The sequence below is a fragment of the Streptomyces radiopugnans genome, from assembly GCF_900110735.1.
GTDB classification, from domain to species: Bacteria; Actinomycetota; Actinomycetes; order Streptomycetales; family Streptomycetaceae; genus Streptomyces; species Streptomyces radiopugnans.
Genome location: NZ_FOET01000011.1, coordinates 129,613 through 148,982, shown reverse-complemented (window position 1 = coordinate 148,982; position 19,370 = coordinate 129,613). Strand labels below are relative to the sequence as shown.

General features: G+C 74.9%; 14 protein-coding genes. 3 read left to right on the top strand and 11 right to left on the bottom strand.

Annotation, left to right across the window (positions count from 1 at the left end):
- Positions 1 to 10: 10 nt before the first annotated feature.
- Together BMY40_RS19390 and BMY40_RS19385 are read right to left on the bottom strand one after the other, a co-directional pair.
- On the bottom strand, positions 11 to 1,678 hold the full coding sequence (locus tag BMY40_RS19390; RefSeq protein WP_093661323.1) for a TerD family protein: 1,668 nt from the start codon (positions 1,676 to 1,678) through the stop codon (positions 11 to 13).
- Between the two features lie 68 nt (positions 1,679 to 1,746).
- Positions 1,747 to 2,349: a M48 metallopeptidase family protein gene (locus tag BMY40_RS19385; protein WP_093661321.1), complete on the bottom strand. Its 603-nt coding sequence runs from the start codon at positions 2,347 to 2,349 to the stop codon at positions 1,747 to 1,749.
- A gap of 265 nt (positions 2,350 to 2,614) precedes the next feature.
- Here BMY40_RS19385 and BMY40_RS19380 point away from each other — a divergent pair, with 265 nt between their 5' ends.
- Together BMY40_RS19380 and BMY40_RS19375 are read left to right on the top strand one after the other, a co-directional pair.
- Positions 2,615 to 3,748 carry a ThiF family adenylyltransferase gene (locus BMY40_RS19380; protein WP_218158308.1) on the top strand — a complete coding sequence of 378 codons (1,134 nt, stop codon included), beginning with the start codon at positions 2,615 to 2,617 and terminating at the stop codon, positions 3,746 to 3,748.
- Positions 3,749 to 3,802: 54 nt separating this feature from the next.
- Positions 3,803 to 5,206, top strand: a complete 1,404-nt coding sequence (locus BMY40_RS19375) for an ABC1 kinase family protein (RefSeq protein WP_093661317.1) — start codon at positions 3,803 to 3,805, stop codon at positions 5,204 to 5,206.
- 207 nt (positions 5,207 to 5,413) lie between these two features.
- Here BMY40_RS19375 and BMY40_RS19370 read toward each other — a convergent pair whose 3' ends face one another.
- The 4 genes from BMY40_RS19370 to BMY40_RS19355 all read right to left on the bottom strand — a co-directional run bounded on the left by BMY40_RS19370 (position 5,414) and on the right by BMY40_RS19355 (position 8,949).
- Positions 5,414 to 5,737, bottom strand: a complete 324-nt coding sequence (locus BMY40_RS19370) for a hypothetical protein (RefSeq protein WP_093661315.1) — start codon at positions 5,735 to 5,737, stop codon at positions 5,414 to 5,416.
- A complete protein-coding gene (locus tag BMY40_RS19365) occupies positions 5,734 to 6,096 on the bottom strand; it encodes a WhiB family transcriptional regulator (RefSeq protein ID WP_093661313.1) in 363 nt (120 codons plus the stop codon). Before BMY40_RS19365 ends, BMY40_RS19370 begins: the two co-directional genes overlap by 4 nt.
- Before the next feature lie 132 nt (positions 6,097 to 6,228).
- Complete coding sequence (locus BMY40_RS19360; protein WP_093661311.1) at positions 6,229 to 6,546, bottom strand: hypothetical protein; 318 nt, start codon at positions 6,544 to 6,546, stop codon at positions 6,229 to 6,231.
- Positions 6,547 to 6,696: 150 nt separating this feature from the next.
- Positions 6,697 to 8,949, bottom strand: a complete 2,253-nt coding sequence (locus BMY40_RS19355; RefSeq protein WP_245770183.1) for an ATP-dependent DNA helicase UvrD2 — start codon at positions 8,947 to 8,949, stop codon at positions 6,697 to 6,699.
- Between the two features lie 263 nt (positions 8,950 to 9,212).
- On the opposite strand from BMY40_RS19355, the gene BMY40_RS19350 reads away from it, so the two are divergent.
- The gene (locus tag BMY40_RS19350; protein WP_093661309.1) at positions 9,213 to 9,455 is read left to right on the top strand and encodes a mycoredoxin; all 243 of its coding nucleotides are present in this window, start codon (positions 9,213 to 9,215) and stop codon (positions 9,453 to 9,455) included.
- Positions 9,456 to 9,515: 60 nt separating this feature from the next.
- Here the strand turns inward: BMY40_RS19350 and nudC are convergent, their stop codons facing one another.
- The 5 genes from nudC to BMY40_RS19325 all read right to left on the bottom strand — a co-directional run bounded on the left by nudC (position 9,516) and on the right by BMY40_RS19325 (position 19,352).
- Entirely contained in the window at positions 9,516 to 10,457 is a 942-nt protein-coding gene (gene nudC / locus BMY40_RS19345) for an NAD(+) diphosphatase (protein ID WP_093661307.1), read from the bottom strand.
- Between the two features lie 260 nt (positions 10,458 to 10,717).
- The gene (locus tag BMY40_RS19340) at positions 10,718 to 14,227 is read right to left on the bottom strand and encodes an ATP-dependent DNA helicase (protein ID WP_093661443.1); all 3,510 of its coding nucleotides are present in this window, start codon (positions 14,225 to 14,227) and stop codon (positions 10,718 to 10,720) included.
- 103 nt (positions 14,228 to 14,330) lie between these two features.
- On the bottom strand, positions 14,331 to 15,209 hold the full coding sequence (locus BMY40_RS19335; protein ID WP_143071793.1) for a hypothetical protein: 879 nt from the start codon (positions 15,207 to 15,209) through the stop codon (positions 14,331 to 14,333).
- 124 nt (positions 15,210 to 15,333) lie between these two features.
- Positions 15,334 to 18,660, bottom strand: coding sequence for an ATP-dependent helicase (locus BMY40_RS19330; protein ID WP_245770182.1), 3,327 nt, complete (start codon positions 18,658 to 18,660; stop codon positions 15,334 to 15,336).
- 236 nt (positions 18,661 to 18,896) lie between these two features.
- Entirely contained in the window at positions 18,897 to 19,352 is a 456-nt protein-coding gene (locus tag BMY40_RS19325) for an MGMT family protein (RefSeq protein WP_093661303.1), read from the bottom strand.
- Positions 19,353 to 19,370 lie beyond the last annotated feature (18 nt).

The window sequence follows — 19,370 nt, the reverse complement described above, 5'->3', positions numbered from 1 at the left end:
GCGGGCTCCCTCAGACCTCGTAGGGCTGGACGACGATGAAGTTGCCGGGAGCACCGCGGAACTGGAGGTTCACGGTCTCCCCGCTGTGGCCCGGATAGGCGTTGCGGCGCAGCCTCACCTGGCTGGAGATGATCACCTGGGCGCCGGCGGACCAGGCGACGACGGCCTGGCTGTCGGCGAAGGTGGTCGGGGTGACGGGCAGGACGACCGGGGTGCCCTGCGTCTTGACCACCACGGTGCCGGTGCCCTGGAACTGCATGGTGAACAGCGCGCCGCCGGGGATGCCGTGGCCGTCGATCCGGCGCACCTCGTACTGGAGGGTCTCGTCGAAGGCGAGCACGTTGTCGGCGGAGACGCAGATAGCGTCGCCCTGGAGTTCGATGGGGTGGACGTGCGCGGCGCTCTCGGCGAAGAACACCTGGCCGCGGCCGGTGCAGCGCATCAGCTGCATCTCCTGGCCGGTGGCGTTGCCGACGATCCGCCCGGCGAACCCGGCGCCCTTGTAGGAGAAGTCGACCTTGCCCTGGTAGAGCACCATGCTGCCCTGGCGCGCGAGGACGCCCTGGCCGTCGTGGGAGAGGTCGGCGCGGATCAGCGCCGGGTTCTGCAGGGTCCAGCGCTGTCCGGTGGGCGCCTCGCGGTACTTCTCCAGTGCGGCGCCGATGCCGGCCGCCGGCCCCTGGGGGATCTGCGGGACACCGGGGTGACCGGGGTGACCGGGGACCTGCCCGAAGGGCTGCTGCGGCGTGTGCGCGGGCTGCCCGAAGGGCTGCTGCGGAGCCTGCGGCTGTCCGAAGGGGCTGGGCGCGGCCTGGCCCGGGGCGGTGGGGGACGCGGGTATCGGGGCGGGCGGGGGCGGCCCGGGCGGGGCCGCCTGCCCGGGGAAGCCCGGCTGGGCGGGCCCGCCTCCGTAGGGGGGCGGAACGGGCTGTGCGGGCTGCCCCGGAGGCGGCTGGACGGGCACGGGGGCCGGGGCCGGGGGGACCTGCGGAGCCGGTGCGGGGGCGGGTGCGGGCGCGGGAGCCGGTGCGGGTGCCTGCTGCTGAGCCGCGGGGGCAACCGGGGGCGCGAAGCCGGGCGCCGGTCCGGCGGGCGGCGCGAAGCCGGGCACCGCCTGCGGAGCCGGTGCGGGGGCGGAGGCGGGCTCCTCCTCCAGGACCTCACCGCCGAAGTGCTTCAGCAGCGCCTCCAGCCCTCCGTCGAATCCCTGCCCTACCGCCGCGAAGCGCCAGACGTCCTTGAGGTAGAAGTCGCCGAGCATCACGGCCCGCTCGGTGGTGAACTCCGAACCGTCGAACGAATAGCGCGCGACCTCCTCGCCGCCCGCGACGATCCGCAGATAGCCGGGGTCGATCCGGGACATCTGCCCGTCGCCGTCGATGGTGGCGGTGAAGGAGAGCTTGTGGATGTCCGCGGGGATGCGGTCCAGCGTCACCCTGAAGGATTCGGTGTCGCCCGCCTGGGCCCCCAGCAGCCGGATCGCCCTCTCCGGCGACTCGGGCTGGTTGAAGAAGACGAAGTAACGGTCGTCCGACAGCCGTTCGCCGGCGTCGAGCCCAAAGCAGCTGATGTCGAACGACAGCCCCGGCGCGGAGATCCGCACGCCCACGTACAGGTCCGTCCCGGCTGTCAGATCGCTGATCTTGGCCTTGTGGCCTCGTTGGAATTCCCTGGCCATGCGTAACGACCGTCCCCCATCCGAAGCGGTGAATTGCGTTGCGCCAGGCTAACCGGTGCCTCCCCGGCTCACTCGTCCCCGTCGCGGGGAAGGTTCGGCAGCCGGCCCGCGGCGATCACGCCCTCCAGGAACCCCCGGGCCCTCTCCGTGCGCGGGTAGGCCTCCAGCAGCCGCCAGAAGTCCGGTCCGTGGCCGGGCACCAGCAGATGGGCCAGCTCGTGCAGGAGGACGTAGTCCAGGACGTACTCCGGCATGCCCTGCAGACGGTGGGAGAGGCGGATGCTGCCCTCGGCGGGGGTGCACGAACCCCAGCGGGTGTTCTGGTTGGTGACCCAGCGCACGGTGGCCGGGCGGGCTCGCCCGGCCAGGTACTGCTCGGACAGCCGCACCGCGCGGGCGGCCAGCTCTCCGTCGTCGAGCGTCCTCCTGCTCTCCTGGGCGGCCAGCTTGTCGAGCATGACGCCCACCCAGCGCCGCTCCTCCTCCTTCGACATCCGGGCCGGGATGAGGACGACCGTGCGGCCGCCCTCCCGGTAGGCGGAGACCGTACGGCGGCGGCGTGCGCTGCGGCGGACCTCGACCGCGTCCGGCCGCGGTGCCGTGCCGCCCGCGGCCGCGCCGTCCGGGCCGGGGCCCGGCTTCTCGACGCTGTTCAGCGGGTCTGCGGGCATGCCACGACGTTACCCGGCGGCGTCGGCGGAAGTCCCGCCTCCGGGTCGCTCGCGGGAACGCACGCCTCCGTGCGAGCCGTCGGCGCGCCTCCCGGGCGCCCCCGCACATCCGGTATGACGAACGCCGCGCCCTGTGGACGGCTCTCAGCGGCGACCTCGGCGAAGGGCGCAGGCTGGAGCCGTCCGGTCCTCCCGGCGCCGGGTGCGCCGGTGGTGGTTCGGCGACGGTCAGGCAGTGGTTCAGCAGTGCTTCAGGGGGCTTGTCGTGCATCCGATGATCAAACCGGCGCTTCGGCGCGCCTGGCGGGACAGGAACACCGTGCGGTACGGGGTGGCGCCCGCGCACGCGGTGCTGCTGGGCCCGGTGGACACCGCGACCGGCGGTTTCCTGGAGCTCTTCGACGGCACCCGCAGCCTCCCCCGGCTCAGACAGGCCGCCGAGGCGATGGGGCTCGGGGCGGACGCGGCGGACCGGCTGGTGGCACGGCTGGCGGAAGCGGGGCTGCTGGACGACGCCACGGCCCACCGGCGGGCGGCGGCACGGGTGGACGACCGGCTCCGTCCGGACCTGGGGTCGCTCTCGGTGCTCCGGCCCGAGCCGGGCGGCGGGGTGCGCCGGCTGGCCGCCCGGGCGGCGGCCCGGGTGCAGGTGCGCGGCGCGGGACGGGTCGGGGCGACGGTGGCGGCTCTGCTGTCGGCGGCCGGGGTAGGGCAGGTGGATGTGGTGGACGGCGGCTGCGTGGCGCCGTGGGACACCGCGCCCGGGGGCATCGCCCCCGACCAGACCGGGGAGCGGCGGGCCTCGGCCGCGGGCCGGGCGGTACGGCGTGCGGCCGCCGGGGCCCGGCCGCCCCGCCCCGGCCGGGGGGACGGTGCCGGCCGGGGGGACAGCGCGCCGGGGCTCGCTCTGGTGGTGATCGCCCCGCGCGACGGCCTGGCCGCCTACGCCCCGGATCCCGCCGCCGCCGAGGAGCTGGTCCGGGGCGGGCGGCCGCATCTGTACGCCGGTGTGGTCGAGGCCACCGGCTTCGTGGGGCCGCTGGTACTGCCGGGCGCGGCGGCCTGTGCCGAGTGCCTGATGCTCGGGTGCGCCGAGCGGGAACCCACCTGGCCGCTGGTGGTGGCACAGTGGAGGTCGGCACGGCGGTCGGCGGTGCCCGCCTGCGACGTGGCGTTGGCGACGGTGGTCGCGGGGGCCACCGCCTCCTGTGCGCTGAGCTTCCTGGACGGGGACGAGAGCTGTGTCACGGACTCGCGGCAGCACTGGGTGCTGCCGCGGCTGCGCGCCGAGTGCGAGCCGGTGCCGCCTCATCCGGAGTGTCCGTGCGGTGCGGCTTCCGGGCACGGCGGCCGCCCGCTCTCGGCGGACGGGGCCCGGCGGTCCACAATGGCCACATGACCGCTGTCCTCGGCGCTGCCACCTGGTCGTGCTGTCGGGAAGTTGGAGGGGCACATGTCGGATCTTCCGCGTAAGGCCGTCACCCGTACCGCCAAGCTGGCCGCGCTGCCGCTGGGGATGGCGGGGCGCGCGACCTGGGGGCTGGGCAAGCGGATCGGCGGATACTCCGCGGACCTGGTCGGGCAGGAGTTGCAGCAGCGCACCGCCGAGCAGCTCTTCAAGGTCCTCGGGGAGCTGAAGGGCGGCGCCATGAAGTTCGGCCAGGCGCTGTCGGTCTTCGAGTCGGCGCTCCCGGAGGAGGTGGCCGGCCCCTACCGCGCGGCACTGACCAAACTCCAGGAGGCGGCGCCGCCGATGCCGGTGGCCACGGTGCACGCCGCGCTGGCCGAGCGCATGGGCGCGGACTGGCGGGAGCTGTTCGAGGAGTTCGAGGACAAGCCCTCGGCGGCGGCCTCGATCGGGCAGGTGCACCGCGGTGTCTGGCACGACGGCCGTCCGGTGGCCGTGAAGGTGCAGTACCCCGGTGCCGGTGAGGCGCTGCTGTCGGACCTGAACCAGCTGGGGCGCTTCGTCCGGCTGCTGGGCCCGCTCATCCCGGGCGTGGACATCAAGCCGCTGGTCTCGGAGATGCGCGACCGGCTCAGCGAGGAGCTGGACTACGAACTGGAGGCGCGGGCGCAGCGGGCGTACGCGGAGGAGTTCGCCGACGATCCGGACGTGCGGGTGCCGGACGTGGTGTACCAGTGCGATCAGGTGCTGGTCACCGAGTGGCTGGAAGGTGTGCCGCTGGCCGATGTGATCAGGGAAGGCAGCCGCGAGGAGCGGGACCGGGCCGGGCAGCTGCTGGCGCGTTTCCTCTTCTCCGGCACGGCCCGCACCGGGCTGCTGCACGCCGACCCGCATCCGGGGAACTTCCGTCTGCTGACCGGTGACGCCCCCGACGGGCCGCCCGAGCAGTGGCGGCTGGGGGTGATGGACTTCGGCACGGTCGACCGGCTGCCGGAGGGGCTGCCGCCGACGATCGGCGTCGCGCTGCGGATGGCGCTCGACGGCGACGCGGAGGGGGTCCACGAGCTGCTGTGCGACGAGGGGTTCATCAGGCCGTCCGTCGAGCTGGACCCGGACGCGGTGCTGGAGTACCTCCTGCCGATCATCGAACCGGCACAGGAGGAGGAGTTCGTCTTCTCCCGGGACTGGATGCGGGAGCAGGCCGCGCGGATCGCCGATCCGCGCTCCCCCGCCTACCAGCTGGGCAAGCAGCTCAACCTGCCGCCCTCCTATCTGCTGATCCACCGGGTGACGCTCAGCACGATCGGTGTGCTGTGCCAGCTCGGCGCGCAGGTGCGCATGCACGAGGAGATGGAGGCGTGGGTGCCCGGTTTCCTGCCGGAGGAGGACGAGGAGGAGTACTTCGACGGCACCGAGGACGAGGCGGAGGTGACTGGGACCTCCGCCTGAGGGGCCTGGGGCGGCCGGGCTCGCCGCGCCCCGCCCGGAAGAAGGCGGGAGCCGGGGCGGTGACCGCCCCGGCTCCAGGTCTGTCTCGTTGTCCTCTGCTCCCGGCCGTCCGGCCGGCCCCGGCCCGGAGCCGGGCCGGCTCCGGGCCATCAGGACCGGCGGAGTGGAGCTGTCACCGGTCCCGGCAACGGCCGGGCCGGTGAGCCGTCACTGCATGATGGCCAGGGCCAGCGCGCGGCGGGCCCGCAGGGAGGCCCGTTCGGCACGGCGCTGCATACGGCGGGCGGTGATCACCCGGTGGCCGAGTTGCTCCGCCTCGGCCTCCCGCATGCGTTCGCGCATATGGGCACGGGCCATGGCTTCTGGGATGAGTTGCATGTCGCGGGTCCTGTTCTGGAGCGAGGCGGTGGCGTCGGGCTGTGTGCTCGCGTGGTTGTCGGTGTTGAGGGTCATCGCGGATTCCGGCTTCGGGAAGGGACGCAGCGCGGGACCGTGCGTCGCGGGGTGATCGATCGTGCCGACGGTGTTCATGCCGTGACCGGGTTCTTGCGGGGACGGCCGCGCGGCCGCTTGCGGGGGACGACGACCCCCTGGACGAACAGTTCGCCGCCCCAGACACCCCAGGGCTCGCGGCGGTCCTTGGCGCCGGCGAGGCAGGCCTCGCGCAGCGGGCAGGTCTGGCACAGGGACTTGGCGTACTCCACGTCGGCCGGCGACTCGGCGAAGAAGACCTCCGGGTCGTAGCTGCGGCAGGGCACGGCAACACCGAGACGCTCGATGGCGTCGTCGAGCTCGGTGAGCGTGGTGAGCGGGGTCAAGGAGTCCTCCGTGGAATCGGACGTTCGGATCGGGTCGGGCTGTACGGACGGGGCGTGCGTCTGGATGTGCACGGCGGTGGATTCCTCGTCTGTGTGTCGTCTCTTCGACCCGGCTGGTGGCCGGGCCACTTGGGGAAAACAGAAGGGCCGCGGATCCCGGTGTGGGTTCCGCGGCCCTGGAAGGTGCCGACCTGATCGTGCCGATCAGGCTGGATCTCTCCAGGGTTCGAGCCCACGGAAGGCCCACATCGTGTGGTGCTTGGCCTGCTTCTGTCCGTTGCCGGCACCGTTGGCCGCGCCGGTGAAGGCATAGGCATCAGCCTGTGCCGCCGCCACTACCGCGGGTGCCTGGGTCGGTCGCTCGCTGACCCGCTCACGGATCGACAGAACCGCGAGGGAGGCCGGACGTGCGGCCGCGGCACCGAAGGCGCGGGTGCCGGACGGGCGGGAACCGAGCAGGCAGGAGGCGAGGACCTCGCGACCGATCGGTTCCGTGGTGATGGTGGTGATCGTGGTGGTCATCGAAGTTCGCCTCCTCTCGGCGCTTTGGGGGATCGACGGGTGTGTCGATCCGGGCGTTCAGGGTTCAGTACAGCATGGATTCGGTGGAGCCAGTAGGCCCCGCCTCGTCCATGCCCGGAAGGCTATGAGGGTTTGGACGGCCCGCGCAAACTATTTTCCCGGCGGATTCGTAACAGCCTCTGTGACAGATTCCGGAATCTCTTCGTCCGCTTGTTCGCCCGTTTGTTCGTCCGCCGGTTCGCCCGGATCCGCGCCGATCTCCTCGCCCGCGCACAGGGCCAGCACATCGGCGCCGAACCTCTGGAGTTTGCGCCCGCCCACGCCCGGGATCCGTGCCAGCTCCGCCTCGTTGTCGGGCAGTGCCTCGGCGATCGCCATGAGGGTCTTGTCGGTGAAGACGCAGTAGGCCGGCTGGCCGAGCTGCCGCGCCTGGGCCGAGCGCCACTCGCGCAGCCGCTCGTACAGCTCCTCGTCGAGATCGGAGGGGCAGCCCTCACAGCGCATCAGCTTGATCTCGCCCGCGTCGGTGAGCGTGCGCCCGCACACCCGGCACCGCACCGGACCGCGCCGCCTGCGCGAACGCCCGCCGCGCTCCACCCCTCCGGCGGCACCGGCGCGGCCGCCGCCGCCCGGCGAGGAGCCGGGCCGCAGTCCCGCCAGGAAACGGCTCGGGCGGCGTCCGCCCCGGCCGCCCGGCGAACGTGACAGCGCCCAGGACAGGGAGAGGTGGCGCCGGGCCCGGGTGACGCCGACGTAGAGCAGCCGGCGCTCCTCCTCGATCTGCTCGTCGGTCTTCGCGTAGCTGATCGGCAGCGTCCCGTCCGTCAGCCCGACCAGGAAGACCGCGTCCCACTCCAGGCCCTTGGCGGAGTGCAGCGAGGCGAGGGTGACGCCCTCGACGGTGGGGGCGTGCTGGGCGTTCGCCCGCTCGTCCAGCTCGGCCACGAGGTCGGCCAGCGCCGCCTGCGGCCGGGCCCGTGCGAAGTCCTCGGCCAGCCGCACCAGGGCGGCCAGGGACTCCCAGCGGTCGCGTACCGCACCCGATCCGGCCGGGGGCTGCGGCGTCCAGCCGGTGCCGCCGAGCACCGCCCGCACCTGGGAGGGGAGGTCCACGGCGTCGGCCAGCAGCGGGTCGTTGCCCCCGGCGCGCGCCGCGCCGCGCAGGGCGACACCGGCCTCGCGCACCTCGGGCCGCTCGAAGAAGCGCTCGGCGCCCCGCAGTTGGTAGGGCACCCCCGCGTCCGCCAGGGCCTGTTCGTAGACCTCGGACTGGGCGTTGACGCGGTAGAGCACCGCGATCCCGCTCGCGGGCACCCCCGCGTCCATCAGCTCCCGGATGCGGCGGGCGACGCCCTCGGCCTCGGCGGGCTCGTCCGGGTACTCGGTGTAGACGGGCTCGGGCCCGGTCTCCCGCTGGGAGACCAGCTCCAGCCGGTGCTCGGCGGCCCGGCCCCGGGCCTGGGCCAGCAGCCCGTTGGCCAGGTGCACCACCTGCGGCGTGGAGCGGTAGTCGCGCACCAGCTTCACCACCGTGGCGCCGGGGTGCCGGGTACGGAAGTCGAGCAGGTGGTCCGGGGTGGCCCCGGTGAAGGAGTAGATCGTCTGGCTGGCGTCGCCGACGACGCAGATGCTCTCCCGGTCCCCCAGCCACAGCTCCAGCAGCCGCTGCTGCAGGGGGCTGACGTCCTGGTACTCGTCCACCACGAAGTGCTGGTACTGCCGCCGCACGGTGTCGGCGATGTCCGGCCGCTCCTGGAGGATGCCGACCATGAGCAGCAGCACGTCCTCGAAGTCGATGACCGAGCGCTCGCGCTTGAGCTGCTCGTAGAGCCCGTAGATCCGGCTGATCTCGGCCGGGTCGCGCGGGGCCTCGCGCGAGGACTTCGCCACCGCGGCCGGATAGTCCTCCGGGACGCTCTGGGTGACCTTGGCCCACTCGATCTCGCCCGTCACGTCGCGCAGTTCGTTGCGGTCGAGACGGATGCGGCAGCGCGCCGCGGCCTCGGCGACGAGCTGGACCTTGCGCTCCAGCAGGCGCGGCAGATCGCCGCCGATCGCCTTCGGCCAGAAGAACTGCAGCTGGCGCAGGGCGGCGGAGTGGAAGGTGCGGGCCTGCACACCGCCGGCGCCGAGCTGGCGCAGCCGCCCGCGCATCTCGCCCGCCGCGCGGTTGGTGAAGGTGACGGCCAGCACGCTCGCGGGCGGGAGCACCCCCGCCAGCACCCCGTACGCGATCCGGTGCGTGATCGCGCGCGTCTTGCCCGTACCGGCCCCCGCCAGCACGCACACCGGGCCGTGCAGTGCCGTCGCCACCTCGCGCTGCTCCGGATCGAGTCCTTCGAGCACCTCGTCGGGCGAGTCGGGGACGTGTGGGAAGAGGGGGGAGGGCGTTGCTGCTGTCACCCCGCCATGCTGCCAGGTCGGCCCGGGGGCCGGTAACCGTCGTCCACAGGTGGCCGGGACTCGTAGCAGGAACGCCCCGCGGAGCCCCGGTCCGGGCGCCGTGCCGGTGCCCGCCACGGGTGCCGGCACGGGTGCGGGTACAGGTGCGGGCACGGACGCGGGCACGGACGGCGCCGTCCGGACCGCCGGGAATGAGCCCGGCCGCTTGAACGTTCCACCGGTGCCAGTACGCCGACAAGCCGAGACGAGGAGCACGAGAACCCATGGCGGGAACGGTCACGATGTACAGCACCACCTGGTGCGGCTACTGCCGTCGGCTCAAGGGCCAGATGGACCGCGAGGGAATCGCGTACACCGAGGTCAACATCGAGCACGACCCGGAGGCCGCGGCCTTCGTCGAGAAGGTCAACAACGGCAACCAGCTGGTCCCGACCGTGCTCTTCCCCGACGGCTCGGCCCTGCCCAACCCGTCGATCGCGACGGTGAAGGCCGTTCTGGGCGCCTGACGCGCCACCGCCGGCCGCCCGCCGCGCGCCCGGCTCACCGGGCCCGCGGCGGGCGGTCCGTCACAGCGGACCGGGCAGCGGCTGCCCGTACCACATCTCGATCAGCCGGGCCGCGATCGAGATGCCCGACGGCGGCAGCACCTCGCCGGAGGCGAACGCGGCGCGCAGTTCCTCGCGGGAGAACCAGCGGGCCTCCTCGATCTCCTCGCCGTCCACCCGGATCTCGGTGGACGTGGCGTGCGCGACGAAGCCCAGCATCAGGCTGGAGGGGAAGGGCCACGGCTGACTGGCGACGTACTCGACCCTGCCGATCGTGACGCCCGCCTCCTCGCCCGCCTCGCGGACGACCGCCTGCTCGATGGACTCACCCGGCTCCACGAAGCCCGCGAGCGTGGAGAAGCGGCCCTTGGGCCAGTGCACCTGGCGGCCCAGCAGCGCCCGGTCCTCAGGGTCCGTCACCAGCATGATCACGGCCGGGTCGGTGCGCGGGTAGTGCTCGCCGCCGCAGGCCGGGCAGCGGCGGATGTGGCCGGCGGCGGCGATGACCGTGCGCTCGCCGCAGCGCGAGCAGAAACGGTGCATGCGCTGCCAGTTCTCCAGGGCCACGGCGTGCACCATCAGCTGGGCGTCGCGCTCGGAGAGCAGCATGCCCGCCTCCCGCAGACCGGCCGGGCGGGCCGCGTCGTCCATCCGGCCCGGCAGCGCGTCCTTCTGGAGCGCGAAGTAGCGCACGCCGTCCCCGTCGATGCCGAGGAAGTAGCGGTGCGCCTCGGTCAGCGGGGCGTCGAAGGACGGCATAGTCACCAGTTCGGCGCGGCCGTCCCCGGTGTCCTCGATCAGCACCTGCCCGCCGGACACCACGAAGCAGCGGGTCGTCGGGTGACTCCAGGCCGCCCCGAGCCAGGCCTCGTCCAGCCGGTGGTGGGCGGCCCGGTCTATGCCGCCGGTGGCGGTGAGCGTGACCGGAGGGCGGGCGGTGGTGTGGTCGGGCCAGGTGATCACGGCTGCTACCAACTTCCCCTGCTGCGTGAGCGGTGGTTCGGGTGCGTACGACGGCCGCCGGACCATCCCGTGCAGTCCGGGTGCGGTGGAAGACCCGTCCCCCTCCGTCCGCGGCGGCGCCCGCGCACAGCCGTCCCGTCCGCTCCCCCGTGCCGGGGGGAGGGGGGCGCCGACCGTCCGCGGGGACGGCGGGCCGGCCTGCGGTGCGCACGCGGACGGCGGTGTCCACGAGCGGCCGGGGTGGTGCTCATGCACCGAGCCTATCCGGCCGTCCCGCCCGTCCCGGAATCGGCCGCCGCGTCCCGCCGGACGCCCGGCGCCTCCCGGCCGCCCGGGATGTCCGGAACATCCGGGGCGTCCGGGGCGTCCACGTCCCCTGTGCCGTCCGTGTCGTCCGCGCCGTGCAGCAGCAGCCGTTCCAGGCCGGCTCGGCCCGGCAGCCGGGCGGGGCGGACCAGCTCCCCGCTGCGGACGTGGAGGAAGGCGGCGCGTACGGCCTCGGGCGGCAGCCCGTGCCGCTCGGCCCAGGCGAGGCGGTAGACGGCGAGCTGGAGCGGGTCGGCCCTGCCGGAGTGCCCGGTCTTCCAGTCGATGATCTCGAAGCGGCCCTCCTCGTCGCGGTACACCGCGTCGATCCGGCCCCGGACCACCCGGCCCGCGAGCACCAGCCGGAAGGGCGCCTCGACTCGGTAGGGGGTGCGGTGTGCGTAGGGAGTGCGGCCGAACGCCTCCTTGAGTGCGGCGAGGTCCTTCTCGTCGGCGATCCCGGTGTCGCCGCCGCCCGGGTACGTCCCGCCCTCGTCCTCTCCGCCCGGCAGCTCCTCGGGGTCGTGCAGGGGCAGCTCCAGCTCCTCGAAGCGGGACTCCACCCAGGCGTGGAAGCGGGCGCCCCGGCGGGCGGCCGCGGGCCGCGGCGGGCGCGGCATGGGCCGGGCCAGGTCCCGCGCGAAGCCCTCGGGGTCGGCGGCCAGGCGTACGAGCTGGGTCGCGGAGAGCGCCGGGGGCAGCGGCACCTCCCGCACGCCCGACCGGGCCCGCCGCAGTTCGGCGGTGAGCGCCTCCATGTCGCGGTCCCAGGAGGCGACGGTCCGCGCGTCCTCCCCCGCCGGTTCCGGCTCGGGCTCCGGGGCGGGCGCGGGTCCCGGCCCCGGGGCGGACTCCACCGCCGGGGCCGCCGGAACCGCCGGGGCCGCCGGGGCGGGCTCCGGGGCCGTACGGGGGCGGGGCAGCGTACGCCCGCCCGCGCGCCCGTCCGTCCCCGTCCGCCCGTCCAGGTGGGCCATGACGCGCGCGGCGGCGGCGCGGCGGCGCGCCAGGGCCTCCTCGTCCAGCGGCAGGGGCCAGGCACGCTCCTCGGCCGGCTCCTCCAGGGCCGGGTTCTCCTCGCCCTCCCCCGGCTCCTCGGCCCAGTGCTCGACCTCGCCGTGCCGCGGGTCGGCCTCGCAGTGCGCGCGCAGCGCCTCCAGGAAGGAGGAGGGGCCGCGCGGCCTCTTCTGGCTGGGCCCCCACCAGTGGCCCGAGCCCAGCAGCAGGGAGCGGGGCCGGGTGAAGGCGACGTAGCCCAGCCGCAGCTCCTCGGTGTGCTGGTGGTCCTTGACCGCCTCGTCGTAGGCCTTGCGGTCCTTCGCCGTCCAGCCGGCCAGTTCGGGGAGTGTCCCCGCGTCGCCGCGCAGCGCGGGCGGCAGCACCTTCGGCTGGGAGAGCCAGGACTCGCGGGCCTGCCCGCTGGGGAAGTTCCCGGCCACCAGCCCGGGGACGGCGACCACGTCCCACTCCAGGCCCTTGGACTTGTGCGCGGTGAGGACCTTGACGGTGTTCTCCTCGCCGGGCAGCGAGCTGTCCAGGCCCTTCTCGTACTCGGCCGCGGCGCGCAGGAAGCCCAGGAAGGCCAGCAGGGTGGACTGCCCGTCCAGCGAGGCGAATCCGGCGGCGATGTCCAGGAACGTGCCCAGGGTCTCCCGGCGGCGGGCGGCCAGCGCGTGCGGGGACGCGGAGAGTTCGACCTCCAGGCCGGTGACGGACAGCACCCGGTGCAGCACGTCCATCAGCGGGTCGGCGAGCGAGGCCCGCAGATCGCGTATCTCCTTGGCCAGCCGGGCGAAGCGAACCCGGGCGTCGGCCGAGAACGGCAGCGGGTCGTCGTGGCCGCCGGTGCCCAGGAAGGTGTCGAGGGCGTCGGCGAGCGAGACCACCTCGGCCGGGTCGGTGCCCTCCACTGCCGCCGCCAGCCGCACCTCGACGCCGGCGTCCCCGTCGCCCGTACGCGGGCCGCCGGGCACCAGCAGCCGGGCGCGGCGGCCCAGCAGGGCGAGGTCGCGCGGGCCGATGCGCCAGCGCGGGCCGGTGAGCAGGCGCACCAGGGCGGCGTTGGCGGTCGGGTCCTGGAGGACCTCGCACATGGCGACCAGATCGGCGATCTCCGGCAGATGCAGCAGTCCCGACAGACCGACGACCTCGACCGGCACCTCGCGCTCCACCAGCGCGCCCTGGATCTGCGCGAAGTCGCCGGCGGTGCGGCACAGCACGGCGATCCGGCCGGGCTGGGTGCCGGTGTTCACCAGGTGGGCGACGGAGTCGGCCAGCCAAGCGATCTCCTCGGCGTGGGTGCGCAGCAGCGCGCAGCGCACCAGGCCGTCGTGCTCGGCGCCCGGTGCGGGGCGCAGCGCCTCCACGCCCGCGTGGCGGGCGCGCAGCGGCGCGGCCAGGGTGTTGGCCAGCTCCAGCAGCCGTCCGCCGCTGCGGCGGTTCTCGCTCAGGGCGTGGCGGCGGGCGGGGGTGCCGTCGGCGAGCGGGAAGTGCTCGGGGAAGTCGTCGAGGTTGGCCACGGAGGCGCCGCGCCAGCCGTAGATGGCCTGGCAGGGGTCGCCGACGGCGGTGACGGCATGGCCGGTGCCTCCCCCGAACAGGCCGGCCAGCATGACGCGCTGGGCCACGGAGGTGTCCTGGTACTCGTCCAGCAGCACCACGGCGTACTCCTCGCGCAGGATCCGCCCGACCTCGGGCACGTCGCGCGCCAGCCTCGCCGACAGTGCCATCTGGTCGCCGAAGTCGAGCAGTTCGCGCTCCCGCTTGCGCCTGCGGTACTCCTCGACCAGTCCCAGCAGTTCCAGGCGGCCCCGCGCGGTCTCGGGCACCTTCCGCAGGGCGGCGTTGGTGAGCCTCACCGCGCCGCTCTCCAGCAGGTCGAGCAACTCGCGGTCGTGGGCGCGCAGTCGAGCCGGTTCCACCAGGTGCTCGGAGAGTTCGCCGTCGAGGGCGAGGAGGTCGCGCACCAGCTCGCTGACGGACTTGGTCAGCGCCGTGAAGGGGCCGGGCGCGGTGCGCAGCACCGAGGCGGCGAGCTGGTAGCGGGTGGCGTCGGCCAGCAGCCGGGCGGACGGCTCGACGCCCAGCCGCAGTCCGTGCTCGCCCAGCAGCTGCCCGGCGAAGGCGTGGTAGGTGGAGATCCGCGGCTCGCCGGGCGGCTGCTCGGGGTCGGCGGGGTCGGGGTCGAGCACGCCCGCCCTGTGCAGCGCCCCGCGCACGCGTTCGGCCAGCTCGCCCGCCGCCTTGTTGGTGAAGGTCAGGCCCAGCACGCGCTCGGGCGCGACCTGTCCGGTGCCCACCAGCCAGACCACCCGGGCGGCCATCACCGTCGTCTTGCCCGACCCGGCTCCGGCCACGATGACCTGCGGCGCGGGCGGAGCGGTGATGCACTCCATCTGCTCGGCGGTGAAGGGGATGCCGAGGATCCGCCGGAGGTCGTCGGGGTCGGTGAGCTGTGCGGGCACCCACAAGACGCTAGCGCGCCGCGCCGACAGCCGCGGCGCGGCGGTGGCGGGCGGGGGCCGTCCGGGACGCGGCGACCCGGCCCCGACGGGGCGTCAACACCGTTCAGACGGACTCGTGTCGGCCGGAGTCCTCGCGCATCTCGCTCAGGTCGAGGACCTCGTCCGGATCCGGCGCCTCGACCACGACCTCCTCCCCGTGGCCGGTGAAGTCCATCACACCCGGCTCGTCGCTCCCCTCGTTCTCCATCCTCAGCAGATAGGGCCGGTCGTCGTCGTTGGCGACATAGGCGGTGGTGGTCCCCTCGCCGTCCTCCTCCTGGACCAGCGGGATGGCCTCCCGGCCGCCGAGGTCGACGGGCTCGCGCTTCCCGGTCTCCCCGGACCCGCCGGACTCCATGTCCTCCAGCAGCCCGTCGAGGTCGCAGAAGGCGCCCGGGCCCGCGCCGGACTCCCCGGAGCCCGTCTTCACCCAGCGCTCCGAGAGCATCTCGACGGCCATGTCCTCCCCCGGCCCGCCGTCGCTCCGGCTCTCCCAGAACCGCTCGTCGCCCTTCATGTACGTCTGCCCCTCGGCGGCGAGGATCTCGGCGGTGCCTCCGCCCACCGTCATGGTGCCGATGCATTCCCCGTCCCCGGCGAGCGCCAGGTCGATCGTCATCCTCCCGTCGTCGGCGGCGGCCACCCAGCCGGTGACGCGCAGCGAGTCGGCCTCCCTCATCGCCTCGGCGGCCCGTTCCATGATCTTCCCGGCGGAGCTCTGCTCCAGCCTCGTCCTGCCGAACCCTCCGGTGAGGGGGGCGTCCCCCTTCTCCCCCGCCTCTCCCGGGGCCGCCGGATCCGTCCCGCCGATCCCCAGCGGGAAGCCGCCTCCCGCTCCGGACTCCGGTCCGCCCGTACCGCCCGGCCCCCCGGAGCAGCCCGTCAGTCCCACGGCCATGGCGCAGACCACCCCCGCCGCCAGAACCCCCCGCTTCTCCCCCACCGGTTCGCCGCCTCCCGTTCGTACGATGCCGTTCCGGAACATGGGACCACACCGCGCCGACAACCGGTTCCCGGGACCGGGGCCGGATTCCCGGCCGGGGCGGCGCTCACCCCCACGCCCACGCTCACTCCACGATGTGGCGTCCCTCGGGGCGGGCGCTGCACGCCCCCTTGAACGAGCAGGTGTCGCAGTGCCGTCCGGGAGAGGGCGTGAACCGCTCGTCCAGAACGCGCCCGGCGGCGTCGGCCAGCAGCTCCCCGACCCACTCCCCGTCCCCGTCGTAGGAGGACAGGGCGCGCTGCCGCTGCACGGCGGGGAGTTCGTCGCCGCCCTCCCGCTTCGGCGCGCCGATCCTGAGCTGGACGAGTTCCGCGCCGCCCGGCTCCGGCCGCCCCTCGAAGCCCTCGACCCCGTCGAGGGCGCCCTCGCGCACCGCGAGCTGGTAGACGGCCAGTTGGGGGTGGCGCTCGACCTCGGCCGCGGTCGGCTTGTTCCTGCCCGTCTTGAAGTCGACGACGTACGCCCGGCCGTCGGGCCCGCGCTCGACCCGGTCCATGGAGCCGCGGACGCGGACCCGGTGGCCGCCCGCCTCCAGCGTCACGTCGAAGTCGTGCTCGGTGGCGGCCGTCTCGCGCCCGAGGTCGCGCTCCATCACGTGCCAGCGCAGGAAGCGCTCCAGGGCCGCGCGGGCGTTCTCCCTCTCCTGCCGCGACTTCCAGGGCGCGTCGAAGGCGAGCGAGTCCCACACCGAGTCCAGCCGCTCCAGCAGGACGGACAGGTCGGCGGGGGTGCCGCCGGAGGCGACCTCGTCGGCCAGGACGTGCACCACGTTGCCGAAGCCCTGGGCCGCGGTCGCGGGCGGCTCCGCCTTCACCTCGCGGCCCAGGAACCACTGGAGCGAGCAGGCGGTGGCCAGTTGGTGCAGCGCGCTGCCGGAGAGGGCGACCGGCCGGTCCCTGTCCCGCAGCGGCACCTCGCAGCGGGTCGGCTCGTACAGCCCCCACCAGCGGTGCGGGTGGGCGGCGGGGACCAGGGGGACGCCGTCGTCGTCGCGCAGCGCGGCCAGGGCGGCCAGCCGTTCGGCCGCGGCCTCGCGCAGCGCGGGGGTGGCCCGGGGATCGACTGTGGTGGCGCGCAACTCGGCGACCAGGGCGGACACCGACAGCGGGCGGCGCGGGCGGGCGGTGACGTCCTTCGGTTCGACGCCGAGTTCGGTCAGGAAGCGGGAGGGCTGGTCTCCGTCCTCGGCCGCGGCCCGCACCGCGGTGACGACCAGACGGTCGGCCGCGCGGGTGGCCGCCACGTAGAACAGCCGGCGCTCCTCGGCCAGCATCGCACCGGGGGTGAGCGGTTCGGCCAGCCCGTCGCGGCCTATCCGGTCGGGTTCCAGCAGGGAGCCGCGCCGCCGCAGGTCGGGCCAGAGCCCCTCCTGCACCCCGGCGACGACCACCAGCCGCCACTGCAGGCCCTTGGCCCGGTGCGCGGTCATCAGCCGCACCGCGTCGGGGCGCAGCGCGCGGGGGGCGATGGTGTCGCCGGCGATGTCCTGGGCGTCCAGCTCCTCCAGGAAGTTGAGCGCGCCGCGCCCGCCGACGCGCTCCTCGGCGCGGGCGGCGGCGGCGAACAGCGCGCAGACCGCGTCCAGATCGCGGTCCGCGTTGCGGCCGGCGGTGCCGCCGCGCTCGGCGGCGCGCCGCAGCCGGGCGGGCCACCGGCCGTCCCGGTCGCCGTCCAGGCCGTCGTTCCACAGCAGCCACAGCGCCTCCTCGGCCGTGGCACCGCCGGCCAGCGCCTCGCGCGCCTTGCTCAGCAGCAGCCCCAGCTCGCGGGCGCCGCGCGCGTACGACGGGTCGTGCGCCACCAGCCGTTCGGGCTCGGACAGCGCCTCGGCCAGCAGTTCGTCCGAGGGGCGGGGTACGGCGCGGCCGGCGGCGCGCTCCTCCTCGCGCAGGGCCCTGCCCAGGCGGCGCAGATCGGCGCCGTCCATGCCGCCCAGCGGGGAGGTCAGCAGGGTGAGCGCGGTCTCCACATCGATCCAGGGCCCGTCCGCACCGCCGTCCGTACCGCCGTCCGCGCCACTGTCCGTACCGCCGTCCGCGCCGCCGGACTCCCCCGCGGACTGCCCGGCTCCGCCGGCCCGGTCCGCCCCGGCGGTGTCCGCCACGGCGGCCCGCGCCGCCACCCGGAGGGCGGTCAGCAGGGGCACCACCGCCGGCTCCCGGCTCAGCGGCACGTCGTCGCCGTCGGTCTCCACCGGGACGCCGGCGGCCGTCAGCGCCCGCCGCACGGCGGGGATGGTGCGGTGGCCGGCGCGCACCAGCACCGCCATCTCCCGCCACGGCACGCCCTCCTCCAGACGGGCGCGGCGCAGCAGGTCGGCGATGTTGTCCAGTTCGGCGCCGGGGGTGGGATAGGTGTACACCTCCACCCGGCCGCCCTCCCGGGCCGCCGACAGCTCCCGGTGGGCTCGTACGGTCTCGGCCGGGAGCCGGGTGAGCGGCATGCGGAGGGCGATCCGCCGGGTGGCCTCCAGCACCGTCGAGGCGGAGCGGCGGCCGGTGCGCAGCACCGCCACCGGGGCCGGGGCGCCGTCGCGCCGCCGGAAGACGTGGGGGAAGTCGAGGATGCCGTTGACGTCCGAGCCGCGGAAGGCGTAGATCGCCTGGTCGGGGTCGCCGAAGGCGACCAGGGTGCGGCCCTGTCCGGCCAGCGCGCGCAGCAGCCGCACCTGCGCCGGGTCGGTGTCCTGGTACTCGTCGACGTACACCGCGTCGTAGCGCGCGGCGAGCTTCGCCCCCACCTCGTCCCGTTCGGCGAGCAGCACCGCGCGGTGGACCAGCTCGGCGTAGTCCAGCACGCCCTGGAGGTCCAGCACGTCGAGGTACTCGGCCAGGAAGGACGCGGCGGCCCGCCAGTCGGGGCGGCCGGCGCGGCGGGCGAAGGCGTCCAGCGCGTCCGGCCCCAGTCCCAGCTCCCGGCTGCGTGCGAGGACGGCCCGCAGTTCGTCGGCGAAGCCGCGCGTGGTCAGGCAGGCGCGCAGTTCCTCGGGCCAGCGGGCCCGCTCCCGTCCGGTGTCCTCCAGCCCCGCCTGGCCGGCCAGCAGTTCGCGGATGCGCAGGTCCTGTTCGGGGCCGGACAGCAGCCGCAGCGGTTCGGCGAACAGGTCGGCGTCCTGGTGGGCGCGGACCAGGGCGTAGCAGTAGGAGTGGAACGTCGTGATCTGCGGTGTCCGCGGCGCGGGCCCGGGCAGGCGGGCCGCCATCCGGTCCCGCAGTTCGACCGCCGCCTTGCGGCCGAAGGTCAGTACGAGGATGCGCTCCGGATCGCCCCCGCGCCGCACGCGCTCGGCGACGGACTCCACCAGGGTGGTGGTCTTGCCGGTGCCGGGCCCGGCCAGGACGAGCAGCGGTCCGCCGCGGTGGTCAACCACCGAGCGCTGGGCTGCGTCCAAGGCAGGGAGGCTCGCCGGACCGGGCGGGGTACGCACCAACCGGTACGTATCGGACTTGTGGGAGGAACTCACGTGGATCGCCGGTCCTGGTCGCTGTGCTGGATGGTGCAGACGGTACGCCAGAGGACAGCCGTGACGCACGGCGTCGCACCCGCGTCCCGTCCGGGCGGCTCACCGCGGGTACGGCGGTGCCATGACGGAAGCTGGTACGTGTGAGGAGTCCAACCCCCGGGGGGTCAGCGATGCCGGGCGGGCCGCCCGCGGATCCCGGCCCCGTCCGCGCTCCCGTCCGCGCTCCCGTCCGCGTTCGCGTCGGCGCTCCCGTCCGCGTTCGCGTCGGCGTCCCCGTCCCACCGGGCCCGGCGCATGTCGACGCGCACCGCCGGGGCGGTGCGGCCGGCCGTACCGCCGGGGCCCCCGCGCAGCGGGGTGTCCTCCTCGCGGTAGTGGGCCAGCGCCCGGCCCTCGTGGCAGGGCGGCGGCGTCCCGTCGGCCCGCACCACGCGCCACCACGGCACCGCGCCGCCGTAGAGGGACATCACCCGGCCCACCTGCCGCGGGCCTCCCTCCTCCAGCCACTCGGCCACGTCGCCGTACGTCATCACCCGGCCGGGCGGGATGCTCTCCACCACGGCCAGCACCCTCTCCGCGTAGTCCGGCAGCTCGCCGGCGGGCCCGGTCATGGCGGCCATGGTGCCCCATGCCGCCGC